Below are 23,653 nucleotides of genomic sequence, written 5' to 3' on the forward strand. Positions count from 1 at the left end.
ATTAGTTTTGATTTGGAGGAATTGTTGATTTATTGGCTTTTATATCGGTACCCAGACGCTGCAGGTAGGCGATAATGGCAATGATTTCCTTATTGCTGGTCACTTTGATATTGTCTTTGGCCAGATTTTTCGCAATGGAATCGGCCTGTTGTATCAGATCTGCATTGGCCTTCCGATCATATCCGGCCTCATATGGTACCCCCAAACGCTGCATTGCCCTGATCTTGCCGGCCGTTGTTGAGGTATCTAATTTTTGGCTGATGAGCCATTTATAGGATGGCATAATACTACCTGGCGACATGGAAGTTGGATCTAACAAATGGTTGAAGTGCCACGCATTACTGTACTTTCCGCCTACGCGGTGCAGATCTGGTCCGGTACGCTTGCTGCCCCACAAAAAAGGATGATCGTATACAAACTCTCCGGCCTTACTGTATTCCCCATACCGCTCCGTCTCCGAACGGAAGGGCCTTACCGTTTGGGAGTGGCAGTTTACACAGCCTTCACGGATATATAAGTCTCTTCCCTGAAGCTCTAGTGCCGAGTATGGTTTTACGCTTTTGATGGTTGGCACATTTGACTGGATAGTAAAGGTTGGCATCATTTCCACCATCCCGCCAATCAAAATGATGATGAGTGCAAAAACCATGAACTTGACTGGCTTGCGCTCCAACCTCCGGTGCCATTTTTTATCAGCAGCATCCTCAACAACAATTTCTTGCAGGGGCATTGCTTCTGCAGATTCATTGGCCACCAGCCTGGCACGCATCATGGTTTTGGCCAAATTAACCGTCATCACGATTACCCCTGCCAGGTAAAAGGTTCCGCCAATGGCACGAAGTACATGCATGGGGATAATCTGCAGGGTGGTAGACAAAAAGTTCGGGTATTTCAGCAGTCCTTCCGGGGTGAATTCTTTCCACATTAGCCCTTGCGTAAATCCTGCCCAATACATTGGAACTGCGTAAAAAAGGATACCAAGTGTACCAATCCAGAAATGGAACGAGGCCATCTTTTTAGAATAAAGCTCGGTTTTATAAATTCTGGGGATTAACCAATATAAAATTCCAAAGGTTAAGAAACCGTTCCATCCCAAGGCGCCAACATGTACGTGTGCAACAATCCAATCAGTAAAATGTGCCACGCCGTTGATCTGTTTTAGTGATAACATCGGGCCTTCAAAAGTGGCCATTCCGTAGGCTGTCAGTGCAACGACCATAAATTTGAGGGTCACATCTTCACGTACCTTATCCCAGGCACCTCGCAGGGTGAGAAGGCCATTGATCATGCCGCCCCAGCTCGGCGCGATTAACATGATTGAAAAGGCCACCCCCAAAGACTGGGCCCATCCGGGTAAGGAAGTATACAACAAGTGGTGCGGCCCGGCCCAGATATAGATAAAAATTAACGACCAAAAGTGAAGGATGCTCAGCTTATAAGAGTACACCGGCCTGCCAGCCATTTTGGGCAGAAAATAATACATCATTCCCAGATATGGTGTAGTGAGGAAAAATGCCACCGCATTGTGGCCATACCACCATTGTACAAGCGCATCCTGAACTCCGGCATACAGGTAATAACTTTTTAGAAATGAGACCGGAAGCTCAAAAGAGTTTACAATATGCAGTACGGCAATGGTTACGAAAGTGGCAATATAAAACCAAATGGCAACATATAAATGCCTTTCCCTGCGTTTAATAATTGTTCCGAACATATTGATGCCGAACACCACCCAGATCAATGTAATGGCAATATCTATCGGCCATTCCAGTTCTGCATATTCATGTGATGTGGTAAAGCCCAGTGGTAAGGTTGCTACTGCTGAAACGATAATCAGTTGCCAGCCCCAAAAGTGAATCTTGCTCAAAACATCACTGAACATCCTGGCCTTGAGCAGGCGCTGGAGAGAGTAATAAACGCCCATAAATATGGCATTGCCTACAAAGGCAAAAATGACCGCATTGGTGTGCAAAGGTCTGATCCTGCCGAAAGTGGTGTACTGGTTGCCCAGGTTCATGGCCGGTTTGAACAACTGCATGGCAACAAGCAGCCCAACGGTCATCCCAATGATGCCCCAGATAAGCGTTGCAATGCCAAAATTGCGCACAATCTTATTGTCGTAAGTAAATTTTTCCAACTGCATAAATAAATAGAATTGTTGTTTTTAATAGCTCAAAAGTATCTACAGGCCATTGATTGCCGGCTGATGGTTGTTAGCCCAAAAAGTGATCCTTATCACTATTCAACTGTTCCCTCTGCATCAACTTCATCGTCGAAAAGAACCCTCATACCGGGTGTCACAACGTCATCATGCTGCCCGTTTCTAAGCGACCACACAAATGCAGCTAAAAAAATGAGTGCCATTACTACGCTGCAGCCTACTAAAAAATAAAGGATGTTCATAGCAGGTTATTTTTACGGGCAAAAAATCTGGTGGCTATCGAAGTAAAGCTGATAATAGTGATTGTACTGACCGGCATCAGTACGGCCGCAACAAGCGGATAAAGGGTTCCCTGAACAGCATAATATAAACCGATACAGTTGTAGGCAATGGCAATGCCAAAGCTAATGCTAATGATTTTTAACCCATCTTTACTCAACTGCTGGAAATTGGGCAGGCAGGTAAGCGAATCTCCTTTCAATATCGCATCGCAACCGGGTGTGAAATTATTGATGTTATCTGTGATCGCAATTCCAAAATCACTCTGTTTTAATGCACCTGCATCGTTGAGGCCATCGCCGATCATCATCACTTTTTCACCATTTTTCTGTTTCGTCAAAATGGCTTTAAGTTTACCATGCGGACTTTGTTCAAAGTTAATATCGGCTTTTTCCGGAAAGATTCTTTTTAGCGCTTCCTGATCATTTGCTGTATCCCCTGATAGCACAGTTAATAGAAAATTATACTGAAGTGTCGAAACCAGCTCCTTCAATCCTTTACGCCATTGCTGTTCGATTATAAAAGTCCCCTTATAGGCAGTATCAATTACAATATGTACACCGCTTTGTTGATTGCCTTTGAGATCAAAAGGAAGGATAGACTTGTTGCCGGCATACACCATCCGGTTGCACACCTGACCGCTGATGCCTTTACCTGGTATCTCTTTATATTTTGAAACCGGATAGAAGCTGCCATACTCCAGGCTTTTAAGTATCTGCCTGCTCAGCGGGTGGGGAGAATTTGTTAAAAGTGAGGCCACAAGTTTATGATCTTCATCACCCAGCGTGCCGGTGAACGTGAGCTTTGCCTGCTCAGTTGTCGTCAATGTTCCTGTTTTGTCAAAAACAATAGAATTGCACGAGGCCATGTCTTCTACTGCATCTGTGTTTTTTACATAAAAACCTTTTTTATCGAATATGGATAAAATGGCCGATAAAGTGAAGGGAGTACTGAGTGTAAGCACACAGGGGCAGGCCACGATGATTACGGCTGTAAATGCGGCCCATGCCTTGTTACTGTTACCGTAGCTGAGCCAATAACCCATTGCCGAAAAAGCAATTACAAATACAGCAATGGTAAAATATTTGGCCACCCTGTCGTTAAAATGGTGTTTGGCATCATGGTTATAGTGTTCCTTATTCCACAATCCTGTAAGGTAGCTTTGCGATGGTAATTTTACTACTTCGAGCTCGATTCCTTCTCCCATCTGCCTGCCGCCTGCATAGGCAATTTCTCCGAGCACCTTTTCTTGTGGTTCGGTTTCACCGGTAACAAAACTCATATCGAGCCATGCATTGCCTTTCATCACTATCGAGTCTGCGGGTATCAGTTCACCATTTCGTATCCAAAGCCGGTCACCAACTAATAGCTCATTAATGGCCTTTGGTATCTGCCTGCCCCCGATGAGGGTGGTAACAGCAATTGGAAAATAGGAACGGTAATCCCGGTCGAAAGAGATATGATGGTAGGTACGCTGTTTAACCCATTTACCCATTAGAAGCAGGAATACCAGTCCGGTTAAGGTATCTGCAAAACCAGGACCAGAGTTGAACACTACAGCATAACTGGTACGAAGGAAGAGCACAGCAATGATCAATGCCAGTGGCGTATCCAAATTAACATGTTTATGTTTCAGGCTATTCCATGCTGATACAAAATATTCGCGGCCACAATAAAAAACTACCGGAATGGAGAGGGTAAGATTTAACCAGCCGAAGAGGGCCTGAAACTGGCTTTCCAAACCGGAAAGACCAAAATATTCCGGAAAACTGAACAGCATTACATTGCCCATGCAGAAGCCGGCAACCGCAATTTTTAAGATGAGACTTTTGTTTACCGAATGGCTTTTTTCTTTAACAACATCCTGTAAGTTGATAGCAGGTTCATATCCAATCTCCACTAATGTCTCAACAAGGTGCCTTAAGCTCATTTCTTTATGCTGGTAACTGATGGTAACCTGTTTCTTCAGGAAATCAATCCTGGAGTTATAGATGGCCGGGTTAATCTTGTACAGGTGTTCCAAAAGCCAGATACAGGAACTGCAGTGTATAGCCGGGATGTAAAATGTCACAATCGTACTTTTATGATCCTGATAATCGATCAGTTGCTTGATTATAGAGGGTTCATCAAGGTATTCGAAATGAGCATTTGATGCGGCTCTTTTACCGGGTGCAGGGTTGTACGAGTAGTATGCACACAGGTTGTTCGATGATAAGATCTGGTATACCCCAAGACATCCTGCACAGCAGAAATGTTTGCCATCTAAAATGCGGTCTGTTCCCACGATCTCTTCGCCACAATGGTAGCAAAGGCTGATATCCAGAATTTTTTGCGTGCTCATTGTTATACCGATTGGCTGAATAAAGTTGTGCTGGGCTCTTTTTGCCATAAACGTTCATCAAAAGCCATACACACATTCCGTATAAAGGCCTTGCCATCTTTGGTAATCTGCAATTGTAAACCATCAATTTCAACCAAATGATCTTCAAGCATAGCGGCTAATCGTTTATAAATTAACCCCGGTATAGCAGAGGTAAAGCGTGTAACGCCTTTGCACATCAGGTTTAGGATATGTTCGCGTACATACAGGTCTCTGTCACTCGAAATATGCCCCCTAAAGGTTGGGAGTTCCCCGTTATTCACTTTTTCAAGGTATTCTTCTACCGTTTTGCTGTTCTGGGCAAAGGCTGTTTTACAGTCGCTGATTGCTGAAACGCCTAAGCCAATCAGTACTTCGGTTCTTTTGTCTGTATAGCCCATAAAATTACGGTGGAGCCGGTAACTTTCACTCGCTTTGAAAAGGCTGTCTTTCTTTAAAGCAAAGTGGTCCATGCCAATTTCCTGGTAGCCGGCATTTAGCAATATTTCCCTGCCTTGTTGGTAAAGTGAAAACTTTTCCTCTCCCTGCGGAATGTCTTTTTCAGCATAATGCCGTTGCCCTGGCTTCGTCCAGGGAACGTGAGCATAGCCGTAAAACGCAATGCGTTCGGGCCGCATGATGAGTACTTCATTCAATGTTTGGGTTAAGCCACCAGGAGTTTGTCCCGGAAGCCCGTAAATAAGATCGAAGTTGATGGAGTTGTAACCGATCTCCCTGGCCTCGGTCATGATCCTGAATACCTGTTCGGGAGTTTGGAAACGGTTGATCATCATTTGTACTTTCGGATCAAAATCCTGTATGCCCAGGCTCATCCGTTTAAAGCCCAAACGGTAGAGAACTGCCAGGTGTTCGAACGTTGTATTGTCTGGGTGCGCCTCAAACGAACAGCTGACCTCATTGCCTAATGCTGCAGAAATTGAATTCATTAGCCTGTGCAGATTTTCCGGGCTAAAAAAAGTTGGTGTACCTCCACCCAGATGTAATTCTTTTATTTTTGGCGTTTCCCCGAGCAGATCGCAGTACATACGCCATTCTTTCAAAAGGGCTTCAATGTAGGGGCGCTCAACCCCATGGTTTTTTGTAATGCGGGTATTACAGCCGCAGTAGGTACAAAGGCTTTCGCAAAACGGAAGGTGGATATAAAGGCTTACCCCCTGATTTCGGTATTTATTGTACGCATCCGTCAAAGAAAGTCTCCATTTATCTACGTTAAAAGACTCAGTTTCCCAATAAGGAACCGTTGGATAGCTGGTATAACGTGGCGCAGCTATATTGTATTTTTTAAGCAAGGCTGGTGTGTCCATATCATTTTGATTCTTTTATTTTGATGGTACAATCCTTTTGGCAACAACAGGCATTGCCCACGCATTTTCCCGCTGCCCAATTGTCGAGATTGGAAATCACCTGGTGCATATTTTCTAAGGTACCGCCATCTTTGAATGGAATGTTGGCTATTTTTATTCCTGCAGATTTTGCAGCATTCAAATCGATATTATCGTAACTAAACGTGGAGGTGGCAATATATTTTACCCCAAGGGATTTTAGCCCTTCGATGATCCTGGCATCTACAGGGTCTCCGTTGAAAACGATCAGGGCTTCTTTACCGGCTATAAAATTCAGCGTATCTGGTGTCAGCTGGTTTGCAATTACGGTAATGTCGTGTTTTTTATAATTGGCCAGGATCAGGCATTCTTTCTCCCTGGTATCGATGTTATAGACAATAGCTTTCATATATAATTTTTCTTCAGGCAAAACTATAGCATGCCATGCACTCCATCGTGATCTTGATTAGGCGAAAAAATGATATTGATCAGAAGTTAGGTTTTCAGGTGGGCTTGGTATAATCCTCTTGAAAAATGTTGGTAATCAGGTTAATGTGGATTGAAAATTTCAAACTTTAGACCTGATTAAAAAAGACATCACAGTTCTCCTGGTGATACAAAAGTTAATGGCGTTTACATGTACTTGATTTACATGCCGAATGATATATATTACGGGAACCCATGTCGCTCACGGTAACTGCATCATGATGATGTTGCAGAAGGCCTAAAAGTGATTATGCAGGTAGACAGGCGAAAGAAAATATGCTTGGGGCTATACTCACCGGTCATATATAGCGCTTAAAAATTATTGCTTTACATTTTTAAGCTTTTCTATCGAAAGGATTTGGATGGCATTCCCATTCTTTTCGATCAGTTTTTCGTCTTTAAAGTCGGCCAGCATACGGCTAACGGTTTCGCTGGCTGTACCTACCAGGGCGGCCAGGTCATCGCGTGAAATCCTTAATGTACAGCTATCCGAATCAGGTTCGCCAAATTTGCCTGCCACCTTCACCAGTGCATCTGCTACACGTTTACGGACAGAGAAATATGCCAGCCTGAGCATCTGTTCTTCTTTTTCCTGGACGCTTCCTGATAGCATTCCTAAAAATGTATTGGCTATCTCCTGGTGGTTGAGGAGATCATCCATGAAATCTGATTTTGCGATCAAAATCAGCTCACTGTCGCAGAGTGTGGCCGCATTATCTGAATATGCTGCCGCCCGGCACAGACTCTCATAGCCAAAAAAATCCCCTTCCTTATATAGGGTTGAGGAAAGTTCACGCCCATCTTTCGCCCTTTTATAGGTTTTTACCTGGCCTTTTTTAACGAAGTAGAGGTGTGCGGGTTCATCCGTTTCAACATAAATAATCTGTTTGCCTGCAAACGACCTGGTTTTTCCTTTGGCCCTCATTGATTCGAGAAGCGATACGCTATCTCCACCTTTAGTTTTGAAACCTGTTGGTTTCGAACGTTTTTTTAGCCTGCTTTCTATCGCATTGAATAGTTCAACATCATCAAAGGGCTTGGTAAGATAATCGTCGGCACCCATTTCCATGCCCTTGCGCATATCTGCTCGTTCTGCCTTGGCCGTCATAAATATAAAAGGGATAGTTGCGGTCAGGGCGTTTTTCTGAAGCAGGTACAACACACTATAGCCATCCAGTTCCGGCATCATAATATCGCATAAGATAATATCCGGGAGCTGCTTGGTGGCCAGCTCAACACCTATTTTACCATTCTTTGCAGAGTATGTTTCATAACCTGCCAGGGCCAGCATTTCTACAATACCTTCCCTGATATCGTCGCTGTCTTCAATGATCAAAGCTTTCTTCATACCATTCAAAATTTAAAGTTAAGTTTGAAAGTTGTGCCAACATTTTGCTCGCTATCGCAGGTACAGGTGCCGTCCATCAGGCCTACATAACGTTTCACAATATTAAGCCCTAGCCCTGTGCCGGGGATATCGCCAGTATTATGTGCCCTGAAAAACGGCTCAAACAGGCTTTTCATTTCAGTAGAAGGGATGCCAATACCATTATCTTTCACTTCTAACATAAGTTCATGTTCACTGACTATACTTTTAAATTGGATCATGGTATCTTCCCCCGAGTATTTTATTGCATTTGAAATCAGGTTGATGATGCAATTTTTCAATAGGTTCTGGTCCAGAAATACCTTTCCGGTAGTGCCCTGGTGCTCATATACAATGGTCTGCTTCTGTTTGGTCATCAGCTGCATTTCTTCGGCGATCTCTTCGGCAAATGTGAAAATATCAAACCATTGTGGTGTAGCCATAACTTTGCCTGCTTCCAATTTTTCGAGCGAAAGGAAATCGTTGAGTATAGTCGTTAGGTTATTGATAGAATTCTTGATCTTTGATGTATGTTTTTCCACGCTTTCGATATCGTGTTTTTCGACATATTTATTGATCAGCGATGCCGAAAGCTGAATAGCACTTAAGGGCGTCCTAAACTCGTGGGAAGCCATTGAAACGAACCTGGTCTTTAATTGGTTCAGTTCCCTTTCTTTTTGAAACAGCGCGCTCATGTGCTCTTTAGCTGATTCGAGCTCATTTATTGATTTGAGCAACTCCCGCGTACGGTCTTTGATCTTCTCCTCCAGTTCTTCGGTATAACTCCTGATCTTGATCTCATCTTCTTTTTGCCTGCTCAGGTCGTGGATAAATCCGGTATATATTCTCCGGTCGCTGAACCTGATCTCGCTTACGCCCAACCTGAACGGAAAAATACTGCCATCCTTACGTTGTCCGTTCACTTCCCGCCCAATTCCAATAATCTTTTGCCTGCCGGTACGCTCATAATTTGCCAGATAGCCATCATGATTTGACCTGTCGGGTTCTGGCATGAGTACGGAAACATTCTTGCCCAGAAGTACGTCTCTGCTCGGGTAACCGAACAGTTCAAGTGCTGCAGGGTTGATATTTTCGATCAGGCCGCGGTCATCAATTGTAATGATGCCGTCGATTGCATTTTCGATAATGGCAGCCAGTAATTTTTCTCTTTCCATTGTTGAGTATCCCATCCAAATATAGTTTAAAAATATCAGATGGATAATTGCCTTAACCTCGATTCGGCGCTTAATAACGGTTGGTACAACATGCCCTCAAAACGCTGTCCATTCCCGGCAAATTCCCTGAAGAGAAATTTGTAATAATCGATTCCGCGGAAAAGCTCTTCCCTGAACCTGATGAGCTGGTTCTTTTTCTTTTCTGTAAATCCTTCCACTAGCAGGTTGATTTCTGCTGCCAGGTAATTTACATACAACTCAAGCTCTTTGATAAAAAAGTTCGGTCGCTTAACTTTTTCCAGCAGATTGGTCCTGCCATAAATGTGACCGATCATCTCCTCCATGGAATAGATGCCCGAAAAGTAAGCGAGGTTTGGTCCGGGGCAGATGGCTACCGCTTTGCTTTCCTTTGGTTTAAGAATGCCAACTTTTTGATAGGCCGAACTACACAGCCCCTCGCAGAGACAAATCTTTTCGGTTACCTTGAGCAACTGCTTCTCGAATTCAGCAACCGGAAGTTTTTCCTTTTTTAGGTGTTCTATTTTTAACTTTTGATATGCCCTGGATGCGGTGCAGATCGGAGTCTCGGTAAACTCTGTATTGGCGCACAGGTATTTTTTTGTACACGGACTGCCAGGACGTCCTTGTTCTATTCGGATTTTACGTTCGGCCTCTATACTGCTGTTCCTGAAATTATTGAACAATACTCCCAAAGGTGAGGAGTTGCTCAGAAAAAATGAACTTTCGTTGGCGTTAGCGAGCTGACCAAGCGTATCATCATCTACGTTGGTCACTTCCGGTACCAGTAAAAACGGGCTGCCCCATCCAGTTGAATCTAACTGGTAATGCTCCAGCAGGAACTCGTTTTCTGCTGCTGTGCCTATTCCCCCCTGAACACTGATACGCTGCTCCATCACTGGAACGCTGCTGATGCCCTTTTTTTGAAGTCCTTTGGTGTACAATCCAAACAGCTCTTCCATCATGCAGACTTTCATCTGCTTAAACTCTTCAAGGATAGGGCCCATCAGGTGTCCGTCAGTAGCAAAGGCATGCCCCCCGCAGTTTAGACCGCTCTCTATTCTGAACTCGGCTACCCATAACCCTTTTTTTGCCAAAAACTTTGCCTGGATAAATGCCGACCTGAAATCGCTCACCTTGAGGATAATCCTTTTCTTCACGATGTTATTCTCATCAGGGAAAAAATCTTCGAAATGTTCCAGGTAACTGTATAGCCTTGGATTCATTCCGGCAGAAAGCACAACTGACGAGGTTAACCTGCTTCTGGCAAAGCCCCTTAATGCAGCCAATGCATCACTATCCTCATCAACGGTAACACCGTTCCTGTTTTCGTTTTTGATCCTGTCGACTTTAGCCATGATATTGACGTCGATTTTTCCAAGTTCCATCCGCTTTCGCAAGATACTTTGGAAAATTTTTTTTCTCTCCCCATCCGGATACTCCAGCATGAGCTCATATCCCTGCTTTAGTTGTGAATCATCTGGTAGCAACTCGAAGTACCTGCAGAGATCATTGCCCGCTTCAAAGGGAAGCTGTTTTAATTTCTCAAAGTCATCCTTTATAATTAAGTCTAAAAAATTAAGGTAACAGTTAATTCTTCTGGCTCTGCTGTCGTGGCTGTTTTTAGGAATAGGTACATAGCTCATATTACGTTTTTGGGTGTGATATGCCCTCATGCGTTCAATCAGTTCATCATCTACTATGGAAACTACCGATGAGATGCCATATTTGGCAACCTTTAAGGGGGTATCTATTGAAAAACCAAGACCAAGAACGGGGATGTGAAATTTATGTGCCATGCATTAGAATAATTGTATTGTCCAAAAATATCCCGATGCCAACATCATGATCAACGCCAGCGTCACCTAAAAAAATGATCCTGATCACATTTTTTATTAAATGATTTAAAATAAGGTGGTTATGGAGGGTTTTTGGTTTGCGGGATATCATTTTTAGATCTGACCGGCATCAGTATTTCCGCGGCGATGCAATGCGAGCTTTACATTGTTAAAACCGAATAACATGAAACCTCATAACCGGGCACAATCGATACCAGAAAGCTATTTTAATAAAACCATACTTGTTATCGGGTTTACAATTATTCTATTGCAACTGGCTTTTCTTTTTGACGTTAGCGCTAATGCTGCGGGGCAGTTATATGCACAAAGTAAAGATTCTTTGAGAACCGAACTTGGCAAACAACTTAGCGACCCGGAAATGCAAAAACGCTTGAATTTCCCTAAAACCGTAAAGCGTTTTTACGATTATGGAAACCTGCAAACAAACTGGCTACGGAGTGAAGAAAATTCGGGACCAACTGTAATGGCGATGCTCTTACTGGATTGCGTTAAGCAATATGGCCTGCAGCCACGCGATTACCATCCTGAAATATTAACCTATGAGAAAATGCATAGTGTGTTCAGCGCTGAAATGCGGTTATCAGCCGGGCAAAAGATCGAATTCGAACTTATGCTTACCGATGCGATGGTTAGCATCATCAACAACCTTCATTTTGGTGCATATAATCCAAGGTTAAGCAGGAGAGCTATAGATAATGGGCTAAAAGATGAGCTATGTACCGAAATTTTTCTTCATTCAGCTACAGCTAGTGGCGATCTTATGCAGGCGGTATTAACCGTACAGCCTAAAATCGACCAATACGTACAGCTACAGGGCTATATGAAACTTATTGCCGGACAATATACCTGCGATTCTTATGAAACACCCGAAGAGGACATCAGATTGATTGCTATAAACATGGAACGCCTGCGCTGGCTGACTCTTGAAGCTAACAGTTACCTGCACATTAACATTCCATCCTTTCGGCTAACTTATTATACCCCATTTAAAACATCCGAATATAAAGTGGTTGTTGGTAAGCCCTCAGCTCCAACGCCTACACTGGAAAGTATGATCGGATTTTTAGAGACTGGTGCTGATTGGATGGTTCCGCAGAATATTTTCATAAAAGAATTACTGCCCAGGGCACAAAAGGATCTTGCTTATTTTGAAAACAACCATATGGCGGTTTATGATCTGCAGGAAAATTTTGTTCCGATAACCAACCAAAGCCTGTTGCTGATGAGGCAAAACCCGCTGAAGTACCATGCCAGGCAAACTTCTGGCTGTGACAATGCCTTAGGAAAAGTAGTTTTCAGGTTCAGGAATAGATATGATATATATTTACATGATAGCCCAGAACAGCAATATTTTAAACGTAAGAAAAGGGCTTTCAGTCACGGGTGTATCAGGGTTTCGGATGCCGAACAACTGGCTATATCATTAATTGAGAACGACCAGCAGGGTGATCGGATACCCTTGTTAAAAAAAGCTTTACACAGTTATAGCAAGCAAAAATTTATACTTAAAACGCCTCTTCCCATTATTATAACCTACCTCACCATCACTGTTGAAGACGAACTTTTGGTCAAACACGCCGATATCTATTTACAGGATAAGGTTTTGGAAGATAAAATGTATGGGCAACAAAACCAAATCACAAAGGCATCAACTAACTAGACAGCTATGAAAAAAATTCTTGTACCAATAGATTACTCATCGCATTCGGATAATGCGGTAGTATATGCACTGGAGATGGCAAAAAAGATACATGCAGATATCCATCTCTTCCACGGGATAGAAACCCCCGAATTTGTTGCTATGCCAGGTTTTATGGTTTGGCCTTCTGAAGATTTTACCGACCTCAAAGCGGAAGCAGATAATGATATGGAAAAATACGTTGCAAATATCAGGAGAAATCTGTCGTTCCAGTATCCCTATCTGCGTAATATCGGTTTCAGTACGGCGATAGGCAGTACAAACCTGGTGATTGGACAGGCCATTTTAGATCAAAAACCCGATCTCGTTGTAATGGGGATGGAAGATAAGGGAAGAATCAATCGTTTTTTCCTTGGCAGTACAAGCCGGGCAATGATCGAAAAAACAACCGTACCGATCCTGTTGGTTCCTGCTAAGGCCAGGTACCGGCCAATAGAGAAAATCGCTTTTGCCACAGACCTTTCTGAAAACGACCTGAATTCGATCCATGATCTGGCAAGACTCTTCTCTCTTTATAATCCTGAGATCTTATTGGTGCATGTTGATGACCAGCTTTCTGATTTTCATGATCCCAGAACCCCATCAAATCAATTTCTTAACAGGGTTACCTGCAATATCAATTACAATAAGATCTACTACCGGCACATCAGCGAGACCGATATTAACAAGGGACTAAAATGGCTGACTGAAAATGGCCAGGTTGATATCCTTTCCATGATTCATCGCCATCCCAGTATTTTCTCGAGAATATTGGATGGGAGCCATACACAGAAACTGGCAAAATCTATCCACCTGCCTTTGTTAGTGATGCGTGAGGATAAGACACCTGTAGGATGGTAAATAAATAATCAAATGAAAAAACTGATCATACTTACCGACTTTTCAAAAACAGCCAGCAATGCAGCAAATATTGCATTGGAAATAGCTATTCGCCTACATTTGGATGTACAACTGGTAAATTCCTATCTCATCCCCTTTGCCATACTTGCGGCAGAAGGGGAGGGCAGGACATCGTTTGATGTATCTCTAATAGCGCTTGCAAGTGAAAACGGGCTCAAAAAAGAAGCTAAACGGATCCGCAGGGTTATTGATTCTAGGCCAACAGGGGGGCGGAGGACTGTTGTTGAAACTATTTCTACGCTCGAATCTGTGCATGAGGTGATCACCAGGTTAACGAAGAGTAAGGAGGTTAAGCTGGTTGTGGCCGGGGTACATGAAAGCAGGTTTCCATTTATTTTTTCCGGGATGGATGTTCATCAATTATTGGAGGGACTTAATTGCCCGTTATTAATCGTCCCGAAAACATTCAGGCATTTGACAGTTAATAATCTTATGTTTGCCTCAAATATAGGCAGGGGTGATCTTGAAATAATTAATAAGCTGTACAGTTGCTCAAGGAGCCATAATTTTCACCTCCATGTATGCCATGTTTCAAAACCTGTTTTTGTTGCCGATTTCAACGAAGAAGACAGGGTACGTCAATTTGGTCATGACCTTTCCAAAATTGGGGGCGGAGGCATTTGCCTGAATGAATTGGAAGGAGCAAACTTAGTGAAATCCCTTAACCGGTTCATTGCTGCCACAGATATTGATATGATCGCAATCGTATACCACCCACATTCACTTGGATGGAAATTTTTCCATGAAAACCATGCGTCAAAATTGATCAAAAACCAGAGGTTGCCGATGCTTATTTTTCCAGCCAATCTTTAGCCAACGTATCATGGTAAGCTTGAAAACACATTTTTCTCAGGAACTAAGACGGGCCTGCGCACTGGTTAAAAGGATTTACACAGGAAAACGTAAGCCTGAAGCGCTTCCAGATGCCCTTCAGGATAGATCGGCAACATTACAATTAACCCCTAAACATGGATAAGATAGAGGCTACAGGCCCTGCGCAGGCAATTTCGCCGGAAACAAGAATTCCGGCAAAGCAAAAAGATAGTGAAAAGATATTCCTTGAAGGGCCGAGGTCGCGCATTAAGGAATTCATGTTTACTATAAAGATATGGATAGAGTTCATTTCGGGCTTTAGGGTGCTTCACTTTCTTGGTCCATGCGTAGCCGTTTTCGGATCAGCCCGTGTTGCCGAAGGTTCTTTATACTACGAAAGTGCCAAAAAAATTGGCGCTGGTTTGGCACGCCAGGGTTTTACCACCATAACCGGAGGCGGCCCAGGTATTATGGAGGCTGCTAACCGGGGGGCAAAGGAAAATTTAGGGCAATCAGTAGGTTGTAACATCAGATTGCCCAAAGAGCAGCAACCCAATCCCTACCTCGATAAATGGTTCATCTGTAAATATTTTTTTGTAAGAAAGGTACTGATGTTCAAATATTCAGATGCGTTTATTATTATGCCGGGTGGTATTGGCACACTTGACGAGTTCTTTGAGGCGCTTACCCTGATCCAGACCAAAAAAATTATCGATTTCCCTATCATTCTCTTCGGAAAGGAGTTTTGGAGCCCACTTCAGCCCTTATTTAACTCGATGCTAACGGCTGAAATGATTGGAGGCGAAGACCTCAAGCTTATTCTGTTCACTGATTCGGTGGAGGAAACATTGGAACACATCCGGAAAGTAGCTTTGGCAAAACATGCTGAGAAACGGAGGCAAACATTTAGGAAAATACGTATTTTGGGAGAATAGGTATGGAAAAATACTGGCTTTTTTACCTGTTGGCATTGGTAGCTGAGGTTATTGGTACCTTGAGTGGATTTGGATCTTCAATCCTTTTTATTCCCATCGCATCCCTGTTTTTTGATTTTAAGCTGGTACTGGGTATTACTGCCATCTTCCATATCTTCAGTAATCTTTCCAAAATATACCTCTTCAAAAATGGAATCAATAAGCGGATAGCACTAAAAATGGGTATACCGGCTGTAATCGCGGTCATTGTTGGAGCCCTTATTACAGATTTCTTGCCCCAGAAGGAATTGGAGATCATTATGAGTATCGGGATCTTCCTTACAGCACTTTACCTTCTCTTTCATTTAAATAAACAACTACCTGACACAGATAGGAGCCTGGTGGTGGGCGGACTGTCTTCAGGATTTTTAGCCGGGCTTTTGGGGACAGGAGGTGCGATACGCGGACTTACCCTAGCCGCATTCGGACTTGAAAAAAATGTGTTCATTGCCACTTCAGCCTTGATCGATCTTGGTGTGGATACAAGCAGGGCAATTGTATATTCGGCCAACGGTTATGTACAGAAGCAATTTTTTGTGATGATGCCCATCCTTTTGGCAGTTAGTTTTTTAGGAACATGGGTTGGCAAAACCATCCTGAAGCATATTCCTCAGACCTTGTTCAAAACAATTGTACTTTTGGTAATCATCATGACATCAATTATGCAATTGTTTATACATTTAACAAATATCCATAAATAACCAAGGCCGTACCAATAATCCGGAACGGCCTGACTCGGATCTGCCTGTATCATTAGAAAGCCATTTGAGGAATTTCTACACCCAATTTGTTTTCAACGCTTATAACGCCGGGAGCTGCCCATGCTGCACTTTCTGCATCTTTCTTTTCGGCAAAGGAGCGGACAGTACCTCTAAGGATTACCTTACTGCCGATGATTTCGGCAGTAACCATTTTACTATCTATACTCGCACTTCTCTGGAAGGCCGCGGAGATTTTTTGCTGGATGTCTGCGGCAATGGCCCGGGGCTTAAGGGTTATAAAGTTGAGTACCATAATCACCCCTTGAAGCCTTTCGATCGATTTTTTGGCTTCGGTGCGCTGAAAATCCCATTCTGCTTCTCCATCTAACCTGACCACACCATTCTCTACTTTGATCTTGATGCGTTCATGTTGCACAGCAGAATTCCATTTGAGTGCGTTCAGTGCAGCTGTGGCGATTTCCGCATCAGTTTTTTTAAAACTTGGAGACACGCCGACCTGGATGTCTTCAGCTATCGCTTTTACACCAATTACCTTCTTAGCCGCCTTTTCGGCTGCACTTTTTTTGAAATAGCTGTCTACCTGGCCGGATAGGGTAACTACGCCATCTTTTACGGCAACGCCGATTTCAGAAGAGTTTAGTGTAGGCTGCCATTTAATTTCATCCATCACGTCTTTTTGGATTTGAAGATCTGTTCTCATTGTTATAAATTAATTGATAGGGCCCCATTGTCCTACCAGTACCAATTTCACCATTCTGCATGGATCAGGTGGTGCCAATGGTCACGAAAGAACCGGATGTTCATCAATTCTCAATACTTTGCAAAGGGATTATCGGAATTTGGGATGATGGTTTCTGTAGGGCTGGATCGGTCATCTTCAAAGGTATATAGGGTAATTGGCCGATTTTGAACCGGGATGTGCACATCGCATTGGGTTTCATCCTTTAGCTTTACACGTAAGGCTTCTATTGCGCAGGGTTCGCCATGTACCAAAAATATGCGTTGGGGCATTTTGTGGAGTTTTTTTACCCAATTAATCAGTTCCTGTTGATCAGCATGTGCCGAAAGCCCACTGATTTCTATTGCTTTTGCCTTTACGGGATAATACCGGCCATGAATCTTAAGTTCATGGACACCATTAAGCAGTGCCCTCCCGCGCGTGCCCTCGGCCTGGAATCCTATGATCAGGATTGTATTTTTTTTATTGCCGAGATCATGTTTTAGGTATTCCAGTACGCGGCCCCCGGTAAGCATGCCGCTTGCGGCCACCACAATCTTGCTCTGCCTATTGTTCACAATGTTAGCAGTACCGGCATATTCCTTGTTGACCTTAACACCTTTAAGAATATCTTTCCAAACTTCTTTGGGCACCGTCAGGTAATGATCAGCAAACCGGATTGAGATTTCGCTGGCACTTGCGCCCATAGGTGTATCCAGTATGATCGGAATATCATGAGCTATCATTCCCCTCTGTTTTAGTATATAGAGAATGTACAACAGTTCTTGCGCGCGCCCAACCGCAAAGCTTGGAATAACAACGTTGCCTCCCTGGTGTAGCGTGCGGTTAATCTGTTCTGCGATTTCCTGATATGGATCCGCATCTCCATGCAAACGGTCGCCGTAGGTAGATTCCATAACAACAAAATCAGCCTGGGCAAAGTAGTCGGGCGCTGGCAGGATCTGACTGTGCAGACGTCCGATATCGCCGGAAAATAAAATATTCTTCCCGTAACAGCTCACCATTACCGAACACGCACCCAAAATATGTCCGGCCAGTTTGAAAATGACACTGCAGTTGTCACTGAGCTTTATGGACGTGTCTTCCTGCACAATTTCAAAGTACCTGAACGATAGATTTGCATCGTTGATGTTGTATAATGCCCTGGCAGGGTGATGCCTGGTATAGCCTTGCCTGTTGGCATGCTCTGCTTCTTCTTCCTGTAATTTAGCGCTATCAAGCAGGATCAGCTTGGTAAGCTCTGCCGTAGGTGCCGACATAAAAATCTTTCCGCGAAATCCTTTTTTTACCAGGAGGGGGATATATCCACAATGATCCAAATGCGCATGCGTCAGCAGAATCACATCTATTGAAGAAGGATTTACCGGTAGCGTAGCCCAATTCTGTTCGCGCAGAGATTTTATTCCCTGGAAGAGTCCACAATCCACAAGGATGGTAAGATCAGGAGTTTTGAGCAGGTGCTTGGAGCCGGTTACTGTTCCTGCTGCGCCAAGCGATTCGAGTATAATAGGTTTCATTTCGTTTTTTCTGTAAATATGGTTGGTACATTTTAAGTGAGCAGTGAGTATAACCATACATTTAAATGATTAACATCATAGTTTTTCATGCCCCGTATCAAACCAGTCTACAGCTGAGAAAGCGAATTTTATGGCAAATAAGAATAATCATGAACGAGGTAATGTTACCAATTCCATCAAGTTTCAAGGAGAAACTCGTGGAGGAGATTTCCCTGCTTAAAAGGTTAGCTTCTGGTTTCGCCAAAGATATCCAAGATGCGGAAGATCTTGTACAGGACACGGTATACAAGGCTCTGCTTTGTTATAACCGGTTCGAAGCCGGAACTAATTTTAAAGGATGGCTTTATGTGCTGATGAGGAATATCTACATCAACAATTATCGAAAGATAAACCTTTACAGGCACATTACGGAGGTAGCTGACGATGAACAGCTCACTTTTTCTGCTTCACGGGCCTACCAGAATGGTGGCGAAGAAAGCTTGGCAATGAAAGATGTTGATCTGGCTCTGAAAGGATTGAAAACGCAAGAATCTATGCCCTTGAAAATGTTTGCCAATGGATATAAATACCGTGAGATAGCTGGCTGGATGAAGTTGCCGGTCGGGACGATCAAGACCAGGATTCATGTTGCCAGGGCCAAACTGAAAAGTGCATTAAAAGACTATTATCAATACAAAATAATCCGCTAACAAAAAGCAGAAAAACTTCGATGGCAAATCGAAGTTTTTCTATCCCGGCTATCCGATTTTATTCGATGAACAGATCGTGCGGGGATTTATAAGAAAATCCATTTTAAACTTTCATAGCCTAATCGATATCAATTGTCTTTCCGGATTTTTTGGTTTCCCCGGATTTTTTAATGTTGATGCGCAACAAACCATCTTTATAGCTGGCTTTTACTTCGTCTAGCAGAATATCGTCAGGCAGATTAAAGCTCCTTGAAAAAGAGGAAGTGGTAAATTCTTTCCTGGCGAACTCTTCATCACTTTCTTCCGCTTTGCTGGAAGTTTCAGCACTGATGTGCAGTTTCCCATTTTCTACCGAGACATCAAAGTCTTTCTTTTTAAAACCGGGAGTCGATACCTCGATTTGGTATTTATCCTTCTTATTCTTGATGTTCACAGCAGGCAATAGTTCGGCATTAAGTAATGGCTTGTTAGAAAAGCCATCTACATGCCAGAAATCCTCCATCATTGATTTCAATGCAGGAAATCCATTCGATTTTGTTAGTTTTTTCATATGATTATTAATTAAATTTATTGTGGATTACAGGCCCGAATGATAGGCTTGGTCAGCCGAAATTATGGTCATAATCAAGGTGTTTTTTTCTTTTCTTGAGCTGTCTGTGTACTGTTTTTAGACGCCTTAACCGCTGGGAAAAATATATCCTGAACAGGCCCGAAAGAATAAACGCCACTCCGGTAAGTTTAACAAAATTGACCAATCCAACAAACGGATCAATTAGGATGACCAGTGAAGGAAAGATAAGGAGCATGCTGGTGAATAAAAGCCATGCCCAATCCCTTATACCAAGGGCTTTTATGGTCAGGGGGGCACTGATGGTCATAAAGCCCCTTATCAGCATCCAGATACCGATTACTGCGGGCATTATGATCATGGTTAAAATAGGGAAGTTAAGGACATAAGTTCCAAGCAGGGCATCTAAGAGGCCTCCGGCAAATATCCATTGCCAATCCCTTATTTTGTTGATATGGAAGAGTGAAAATATGGCCTCGAAAAAACCTGTAGCCAACATTCCGATAGCAAGCAACTGGCTTAAGAAAAAATAACTTTTTTCAGGTGATATAATAATCCATCCGCCAAGCATCATAAATAGCAGCCCGCTGGTAAGCAAGAGCCACCAATACTTTGTATCGTAACCAATTACGTTAAAACTCCTATGTTTCATCGCTTTAATTTATTGATGTGGGAAAATGAGCAGCGGAATGCGGGTAAACCTGGAAAGTTTATGTGCATAACTTCCGTTTACCAATCTATCGACCAAATGATGATGGTGATGCACCATAGAGATGATGTCAACTTCGTCATTGTTTCTTATCCATTTTAAACCTTTATATATATCTGAATGCCAGATGTTCTCATATCTCAATTTTTTATATGTTAGTTTTCTGATCACATTTTGATAAAAATCAGTGTCTGCTCCTTCCATTTCTTCCGTTCGCTTTTGCTCAGAGCTTGTGATATGGTAGATGATTACCTCGGCTTCCATTGGTTCTGCCAGCCTGCAGAGGAATTTTAGTGGTTCCAGCTCATCACCCGATAAGGAGCTTGCGAAGGCAATTTTCCTGATTCCTTTAAACGTAGCCACGCTCGGTACGTAGAGCACCGGAAATTCTGCCACATCGATCATCCTCTTGCTATTACTTCCAAGTGCCCATTGTATTAATTGCCCGGCGCCAGCCATTCCCATTACCACCAGCTCAACATCTTTTTGGTGCGCCAATTCCTGTATTACCTGGCAAACTTCTCCCTTTTCACTTTTGAAAGTAACTTGCGGACAAAAACTATTGCCATCACAGTCTTTATGATTTAGTTTTTCGATTAACTGTATAAGCTTATGATCACTTTCTTGTTCGATTTCTTCTTCGCTAACTAATGGCCAGGCAACCTGCACAGCCATGGGCGCGTCATCGGGAACTTTATAGGTGTTACAAAGCAGCACATTAGCGCTGATTTCTTTTGCAATCCCAATAGCAAAATGTGCCGCATTTTCTGCGGGTACCGAGAAGTCTGTTGCTACTAATATGGTTTTCATGACTTGGTTACTATAATGGATTGGAAATCTTGAGTACTATTCTTCCCTCAATTTCTCCCTTTCGCATTTGATCAAACACCTGGTTAATATCTTCCAGTTGGGCAGCATGTACGGTAGCCTTCACTTTTCCTTCAACCGCAAATCCGATGGCTTCCTGCATATCTTTCCTTGTACCTACAATAGAACCTCTTATCGTAAACCTGTTTAACACGGTTTCGAAAATTGAAAGATTAAAGCTGCCAGACGGAAGACCATTTAGGGAAACTGTTCCTTTTCTCCTTAATGCGGTTAATGCCTGGTTGAATGCGATGGGTGAAACAGCCGTTACCAAAACCCCATGCATACCGCCGGTATGTTTCTTCAGGAAAAGACCAGGGTCATTATCCATTGCGTTCACGGTAAGGTCTGCACCATGTTTTTTGGCAAGGGCAAGCTTATCGTCCGATACATCAATAGCGGCAACATGGAGTCCCATTGCTTTTGCATACTGTACTGCAAGATGGCCAAGTCCACCGATTCCGGAAATGGCCACCCACTCGCCAGGCTTAGCTTCGGTTTCTTTTAATCCCTTGTAAACCGTTACTCCGGCGCAGGTAATTGGCGCCATTTCAAGAAAATCTATTCCCTGCGGAAACCTGGCAACGTACCTGGCATCAGCAACTACATATTCGGCATAACCCCCATCAACACTATAACCTCCATTTTTTTGGCTTTCACACAGTGTCTCCCAACCCGTAATACAATATTCGCAGCATCCACAGGCACTAAAAAGCCAGGGGGCACCAACCACATCACCTTCTTTAATCTGTTCAACACCTTTGCCAAGGGCTACAACATAGCCAACAGCTTCGTGCCCGGGGATAAGCGGTAATTTCGGCTTAACCGGCCAATCGCCCATACAGGCGTGTAAATCGGTATGGCAAACACCACTTGAAACCACTTTGACCAAGACCTGGTTTTCGGCAGGCATCTTTACTTTAACCTGCTCAATACTGAGTGGCTTGCCGAATTCATGGAGTACGGCAGCCTTCATTGTTTTTGGGATCATTGTTTTAGGATTATTTTTTTGAAAGCATGATATCATGCCTGTATAAATTGTTTTCAAGTTCCTTGTCCTTATTGTAAGGGTCAGAATACCTTACCAACAGACCATCCTTAATCGCACAGGTCTGGTAACCGATCAGCAGGGGGAGGGGTTTTTTCAATATGAAATTCTTGGTTTGGTAATTATCAGCTGCCTGCAAAAGCTCATTGATCTGTCCTTCCTGTCCGTCATATTTCAACATTAGTGAAGCAAGCCTGCCTGCATTTTCGACGCTTACGCATCCATTGGTCAAAGCCCGTTCGTTTTTCAAAAAAATCTCTTTTTGCGGGCCATCATGCAGGTAAATGCCATTTTCATTTGGAAAGTGGAAAGCCATTGTTCCAAGTGAAAGTTCGCATCCTGAAGATTTGCCTGGCCACGAAGCCTGTCGGATTTTTTTGGATGCTGATGAGCAATGCAGGAGTCGCGTTTATAAAATATCCTTTGTTGTCATAAATCGTATAATGCTTCTGTTCCAGGTAGCCGATATCTTTCAATGCTTTAGGCAATATGTCGTTTATAAATATGTTATTGGGAACTTTCCAGTCTGGTGCGGTACCGATATAGGATATTGCGCTCATGAGTTCCGGAGTTGGTTTTTCCGGTGTGCCAACCGCAACTTTAAAGGTGAGGGAAGTATCAGGCAAATGATAGGTCAGTTTATAGGATGGAATATTCACCTCCACATAAGCCCTTGCAGAAACAGTATTCCATTTTGCCCTTTCCATGTTAATGGCTACCTTTCTGACTTCTTCTTCGGGTACGGTGTAGCAGTCATCCAGATATTGCCCCCTGATTAAGAACATGTATTTCTGCAAGTCTGTATAAGTTTGTGATTTGGGTTGTACATCTGAAATAGCAACTAAGAAATCTTTTGCTCCCAGCGCATTTTTAAGTACCGCTTCAGCACTAAAGCCAGAGATGTTTCCTTCGTCAATTACTCTTCGTGGCAGTAGAGGATTGGCTTTCCCAAAATGCAGATCATTGATCAACGTTAGCAAGGCATCAGTTAAATAAATTTCGAATGTTGCCCTTTCTTCTGCCGTTCCGTTTCGCTGGTCTTTTAAAATTTCCCTTAACTTAGGGTATAATAGCTTTTCCGGATGATAGTCTTCATGCGATAATCCATACTGAAGTACACAGTCAAGAAGTAACATGGAAGACCAGGTTTTAGTTGGCTTTTCAACTGATTGTACCCAAATGGATTGGAAATCATTGTTCTTATAGAAACGTTTGACAGACATTGGATAATTTAGTTCTGTTAAACACTCAAGCTGAGTTTCAATTTCCCTGCTTACTGCCTTATCATTACAACGGAGAATCGTAAGTGTAAAAAGCAGGGTGGCTAAATTGACAATTATTTTCATGATCCAATTATTTGCT

The 23,653-nt window shown here is 43.0% G+C and carries 22 protein-coding genes; 6 read left to right on the top strand and 16 right to left on the bottom strand.

The annotated features are described in order from the left end of the window. Position 1: 1 nt before the first annotated feature. The 8 genes from ccoN to GGQ60_RS19150 all read right to left on the bottom strand — a co-directional run bounded on the left by ccoN (position 2) and on the right by GGQ60_RS19150 (position 10,986). Positions 2-2,143 (bottom strand): cytochrome-c oxidase, cbb3-type subunit I, encoded by a 2,142-nt coding sequence (gene ccoN / locus GGQ60_RS19115; protein WP_183767405.1) that lies wholly within the window; start codon positions 2,141-2,143, stop codon positions 2-4. Positions 2,144-2,238: 95 nt separating this feature from the next. Next, positions 2,239-2,403: a cbb3-type cytochrome oxidase assembly protein CcoS gene (ccoS, locus tag GGQ60_RS19120; protein ID WP_183767407.1), complete on the bottom strand. Its 165-nt coding sequence runs from the start codon at positions 2,401-2,403 to the stop codon at positions 2,239-2,241. After that, complete coding sequence (locus tag GGQ60_RS19125) at positions 2,400-4,781, bottom strand: heavy metal translocating P-type ATPase (RefSeq protein WP_183767409.1); 2,382 nt, start codon at positions 4,779-4,781, stop codon at positions 2,400-2,402. Before GGQ60_RS19125 ends, ccoS begins: the two co-directional genes overlap by 4 nt. 2 nt (positions 4,782-4,783) lie before the next feature. Next, positions 4,784-6,124, bottom strand: a complete 1,341-nt coding sequence (gene hemN, locus GGQ60_RS19130; RefSeq protein ID WP_183767411.1) for an oxygen-independent coproporphyrinogen III oxidase — start codon at positions 6,122-6,124, stop codon at positions 4,784-4,786. 1 nt (position 6,125) lies between these two features. Then, the gene (locus GGQ60_RS19135; protein ID WP_183767413.1) at positions 6,126-6,551 is read right to left on the bottom strand and encodes a Rossmann-fold NAD(P)-binding domain-containing protein; all 426 of its coding nucleotides are present in this window, start codon (positions 6,549-6,551) and stop codon (positions 6,126-6,128) included. Positions 6,552-6,947: 396 nt separating this feature from the next. After that, a complete protein-coding gene (locus tag GGQ60_RS19140; RefSeq protein ID WP_183767415.1) occupies positions 6,948-7,976 on the bottom strand; it encodes a response regulator in 1,029 nt (342 codons plus the stop codon). Positions 7,977-7,981: 5 nt separating this feature from the next. Next, entirely contained in the window at positions 7,982-9,169 is a 1,188-nt protein-coding gene (locus GGQ60_RS19145; protein WP_183768427.1) for a PAS domain-containing sensor histidine kinase, read from the bottom strand. A gap of 35 nt (positions 9,170-9,204) precedes the next feature. Continuing rightward, complete coding sequence (locus GGQ60_RS19150) at positions 9,205-10,986, bottom strand: hypothetical protein (RefSeq protein ID WP_183767418.1); 1,782 nt, start codon at positions 10,984-10,986, stop codon at positions 9,205-9,207. Positions 10,987-11,209: 223 nt separating this feature from the next. On the opposite strand from GGQ60_RS19150, the gene GGQ60_RS19155 reads away from it, so the two are divergent. The 5 genes from GGQ60_RS19155 (at position 11,210) to GGQ60_RS19175 (ending at position 16,133) form a co-directional block, all read left to right on the top strand. Beyond that, positions 11,210-12,706, top strand: a complete 1,497-nt coding sequence (locus tag GGQ60_RS19155) for a L,D-transpeptidase family protein (RefSeq protein WP_183767420.1) — start codon at positions 11,210-11,212, stop codon at positions 12,704-12,706. A gap of 6 nt (positions 12,707-12,712) precedes the next feature. Continuing rightward, entirely contained in the window at positions 12,713-13,585 is an 873-nt protein-coding gene (locus tag GGQ60_RS19160) for a universal stress protein (RefSeq protein ID WP_183767422.1), read from the top strand. 12 nt (positions 13,586-13,597) lie between these two features. Beyond that, complete coding sequence (locus GGQ60_RS19165; protein ID WP_183767424.1) at positions 13,598-14,458, top strand: universal stress protein; 861 nt, start codon at positions 13,598-13,600, stop codon at positions 14,456-14,458. A 155-nt stretch (positions 14,459-14,613) separates the two neighbouring features. After that, positions 14,614-15,393, top strand: coding sequence for an LOG family protein (locus GGQ60_RS19170; protein WP_183767426.1), 780 nt, complete (start codon positions 14,614-14,616; stop codon positions 15,391-15,393). 2 nt (positions 15,394-15,395) lie between these two features. Continuing rightward, entirely contained in the window at positions 15,396-16,133 is a 738-nt protein-coding gene (locus GGQ60_RS19175) for a sulfite exporter TauE/SafE family protein (protein WP_183767427.1), read from the top strand. A gap of 52 nt (positions 16,134-16,185) precedes the next feature. Here GGQ60_RS19175 and GGQ60_RS19180 read toward each other — a convergent pair whose 3' ends face one another. Both GGQ60_RS19180 and GGQ60_RS19185 read right to left on the bottom strand, forming a co-directional pair. Continuing rightward, entirely contained in the window at positions 16,186-16,854 is a 669-nt protein-coding gene (locus GGQ60_RS19180) for a BON domain-containing protein (protein WP_183767429.1), read from the bottom strand. Between the two features lie 110 nt (positions 16,855-16,964). Continuing rightward, the gene (locus GGQ60_RS19185) at positions 16,965-18,410 is read right to left on the bottom strand and encodes an MBL fold metallo-hydrolase RNA specificity domain-containing protein (protein ID WP_183767431.1); all 1,446 of its coding nucleotides are present in this window, start codon (positions 18,408-18,410) and stop codon (positions 16,965-16,967) included. 149 nt (positions 18,411-18,559) lie between these two features. On the opposite strand from GGQ60_RS19185, the gene GGQ60_RS19190 reads away from it, so the two are divergent. Then, positions 18,560-19,099, top strand: coding sequence for an RNA polymerase sigma factor (locus tag GGQ60_RS19190; RefSeq protein ID WP_183767433.1), 540 nt, complete (start codon positions 18,560-18,562; stop codon positions 19,097-19,099). Positions 19,100-19,217: 118 nt separating this feature from the next. Here the strand turns inward: GGQ60_RS19190 and GGQ60_RS19195 are convergent, their stop codons facing one another. Genes GGQ60_RS19195 through GGQ60_RS19220 form a run of 6 tightly spaced genes read right to left on the bottom strand, consistent with a single transcriptional unit; the run spans position 19,218 to position 23,637 of the window. Continuing rightward, positions 19,218-19,649, bottom strand: coding sequence for an Hsp20/alpha crystallin family protein (locus GGQ60_RS19195; RefSeq protein WP_183767435.1), 432 nt, complete (start codon positions 19,647-19,649; stop codon positions 19,218-19,220). Between the two features lie 52 nt (positions 19,650-19,701). Then, a complete protein-coding gene (locus GGQ60_RS19200) occupies positions 19,702-20,319 on the bottom strand; it encodes an HdeD family acid-resistance protein (RefSeq protein ID WP_183767437.1) in 618 nt (205 codons plus the stop codon). A 9-nt stretch (positions 20,320-20,328) separates the two neighbouring features. Further along, positions 20,329-21,186 (bottom strand): universal stress protein, encoded by an 858-nt coding sequence (locus tag GGQ60_RS19205; protein WP_183767439.1) that lies wholly within the window; start codon positions 21,184-21,186, stop codon positions 20,329-20,331. Between the two features lie 10 nt (positions 21,187-21,196). Then, on the bottom strand, positions 21,197-22,234 hold the full coding sequence (adhP, locus tag GGQ60_RS19210; RefSeq protein WP_183767441.1) for an alcohol dehydrogenase AdhP: 1,038 nt from the start codon (positions 22,232-22,234) through the stop codon (positions 21,197-21,199). A gap of 10 nt (positions 22,235-22,244) precedes the next feature. Further along, on the bottom strand, positions 22,245-22,607 hold the full coding sequence (locus GGQ60_RS19215) for a L,D-transpeptidase family protein (protein ID WP_183767443.1): 363 nt from the start codon (positions 22,605-22,607) through the stop codon (positions 22,245-22,247). Next, positions 22,585-23,637: a L,D-transpeptidase scaffold domain-containing protein gene (locus GGQ60_RS19220; RefSeq protein ID WP_183767445.1), complete on the bottom strand. Its 1,053-nt coding sequence runs from the start codon at positions 23,635-23,637 to the stop codon at positions 22,585-22,587. The genes GGQ60_RS19215 and GGQ60_RS19220 overlap by 23 nt, the downstream gene beginning before the upstream one ends. Positions 23,638-23,653: the final 16 nt, after the last annotated feature.

This window comes from Pedobacter zeae (genome assembly GCF_014196715.1).
GTDB lineage: Bacteria > Bacteroidota > Bacteroidia > Sphingobacteriales > Sphingobacteriaceae > Pedobacter > Pedobacter zeae.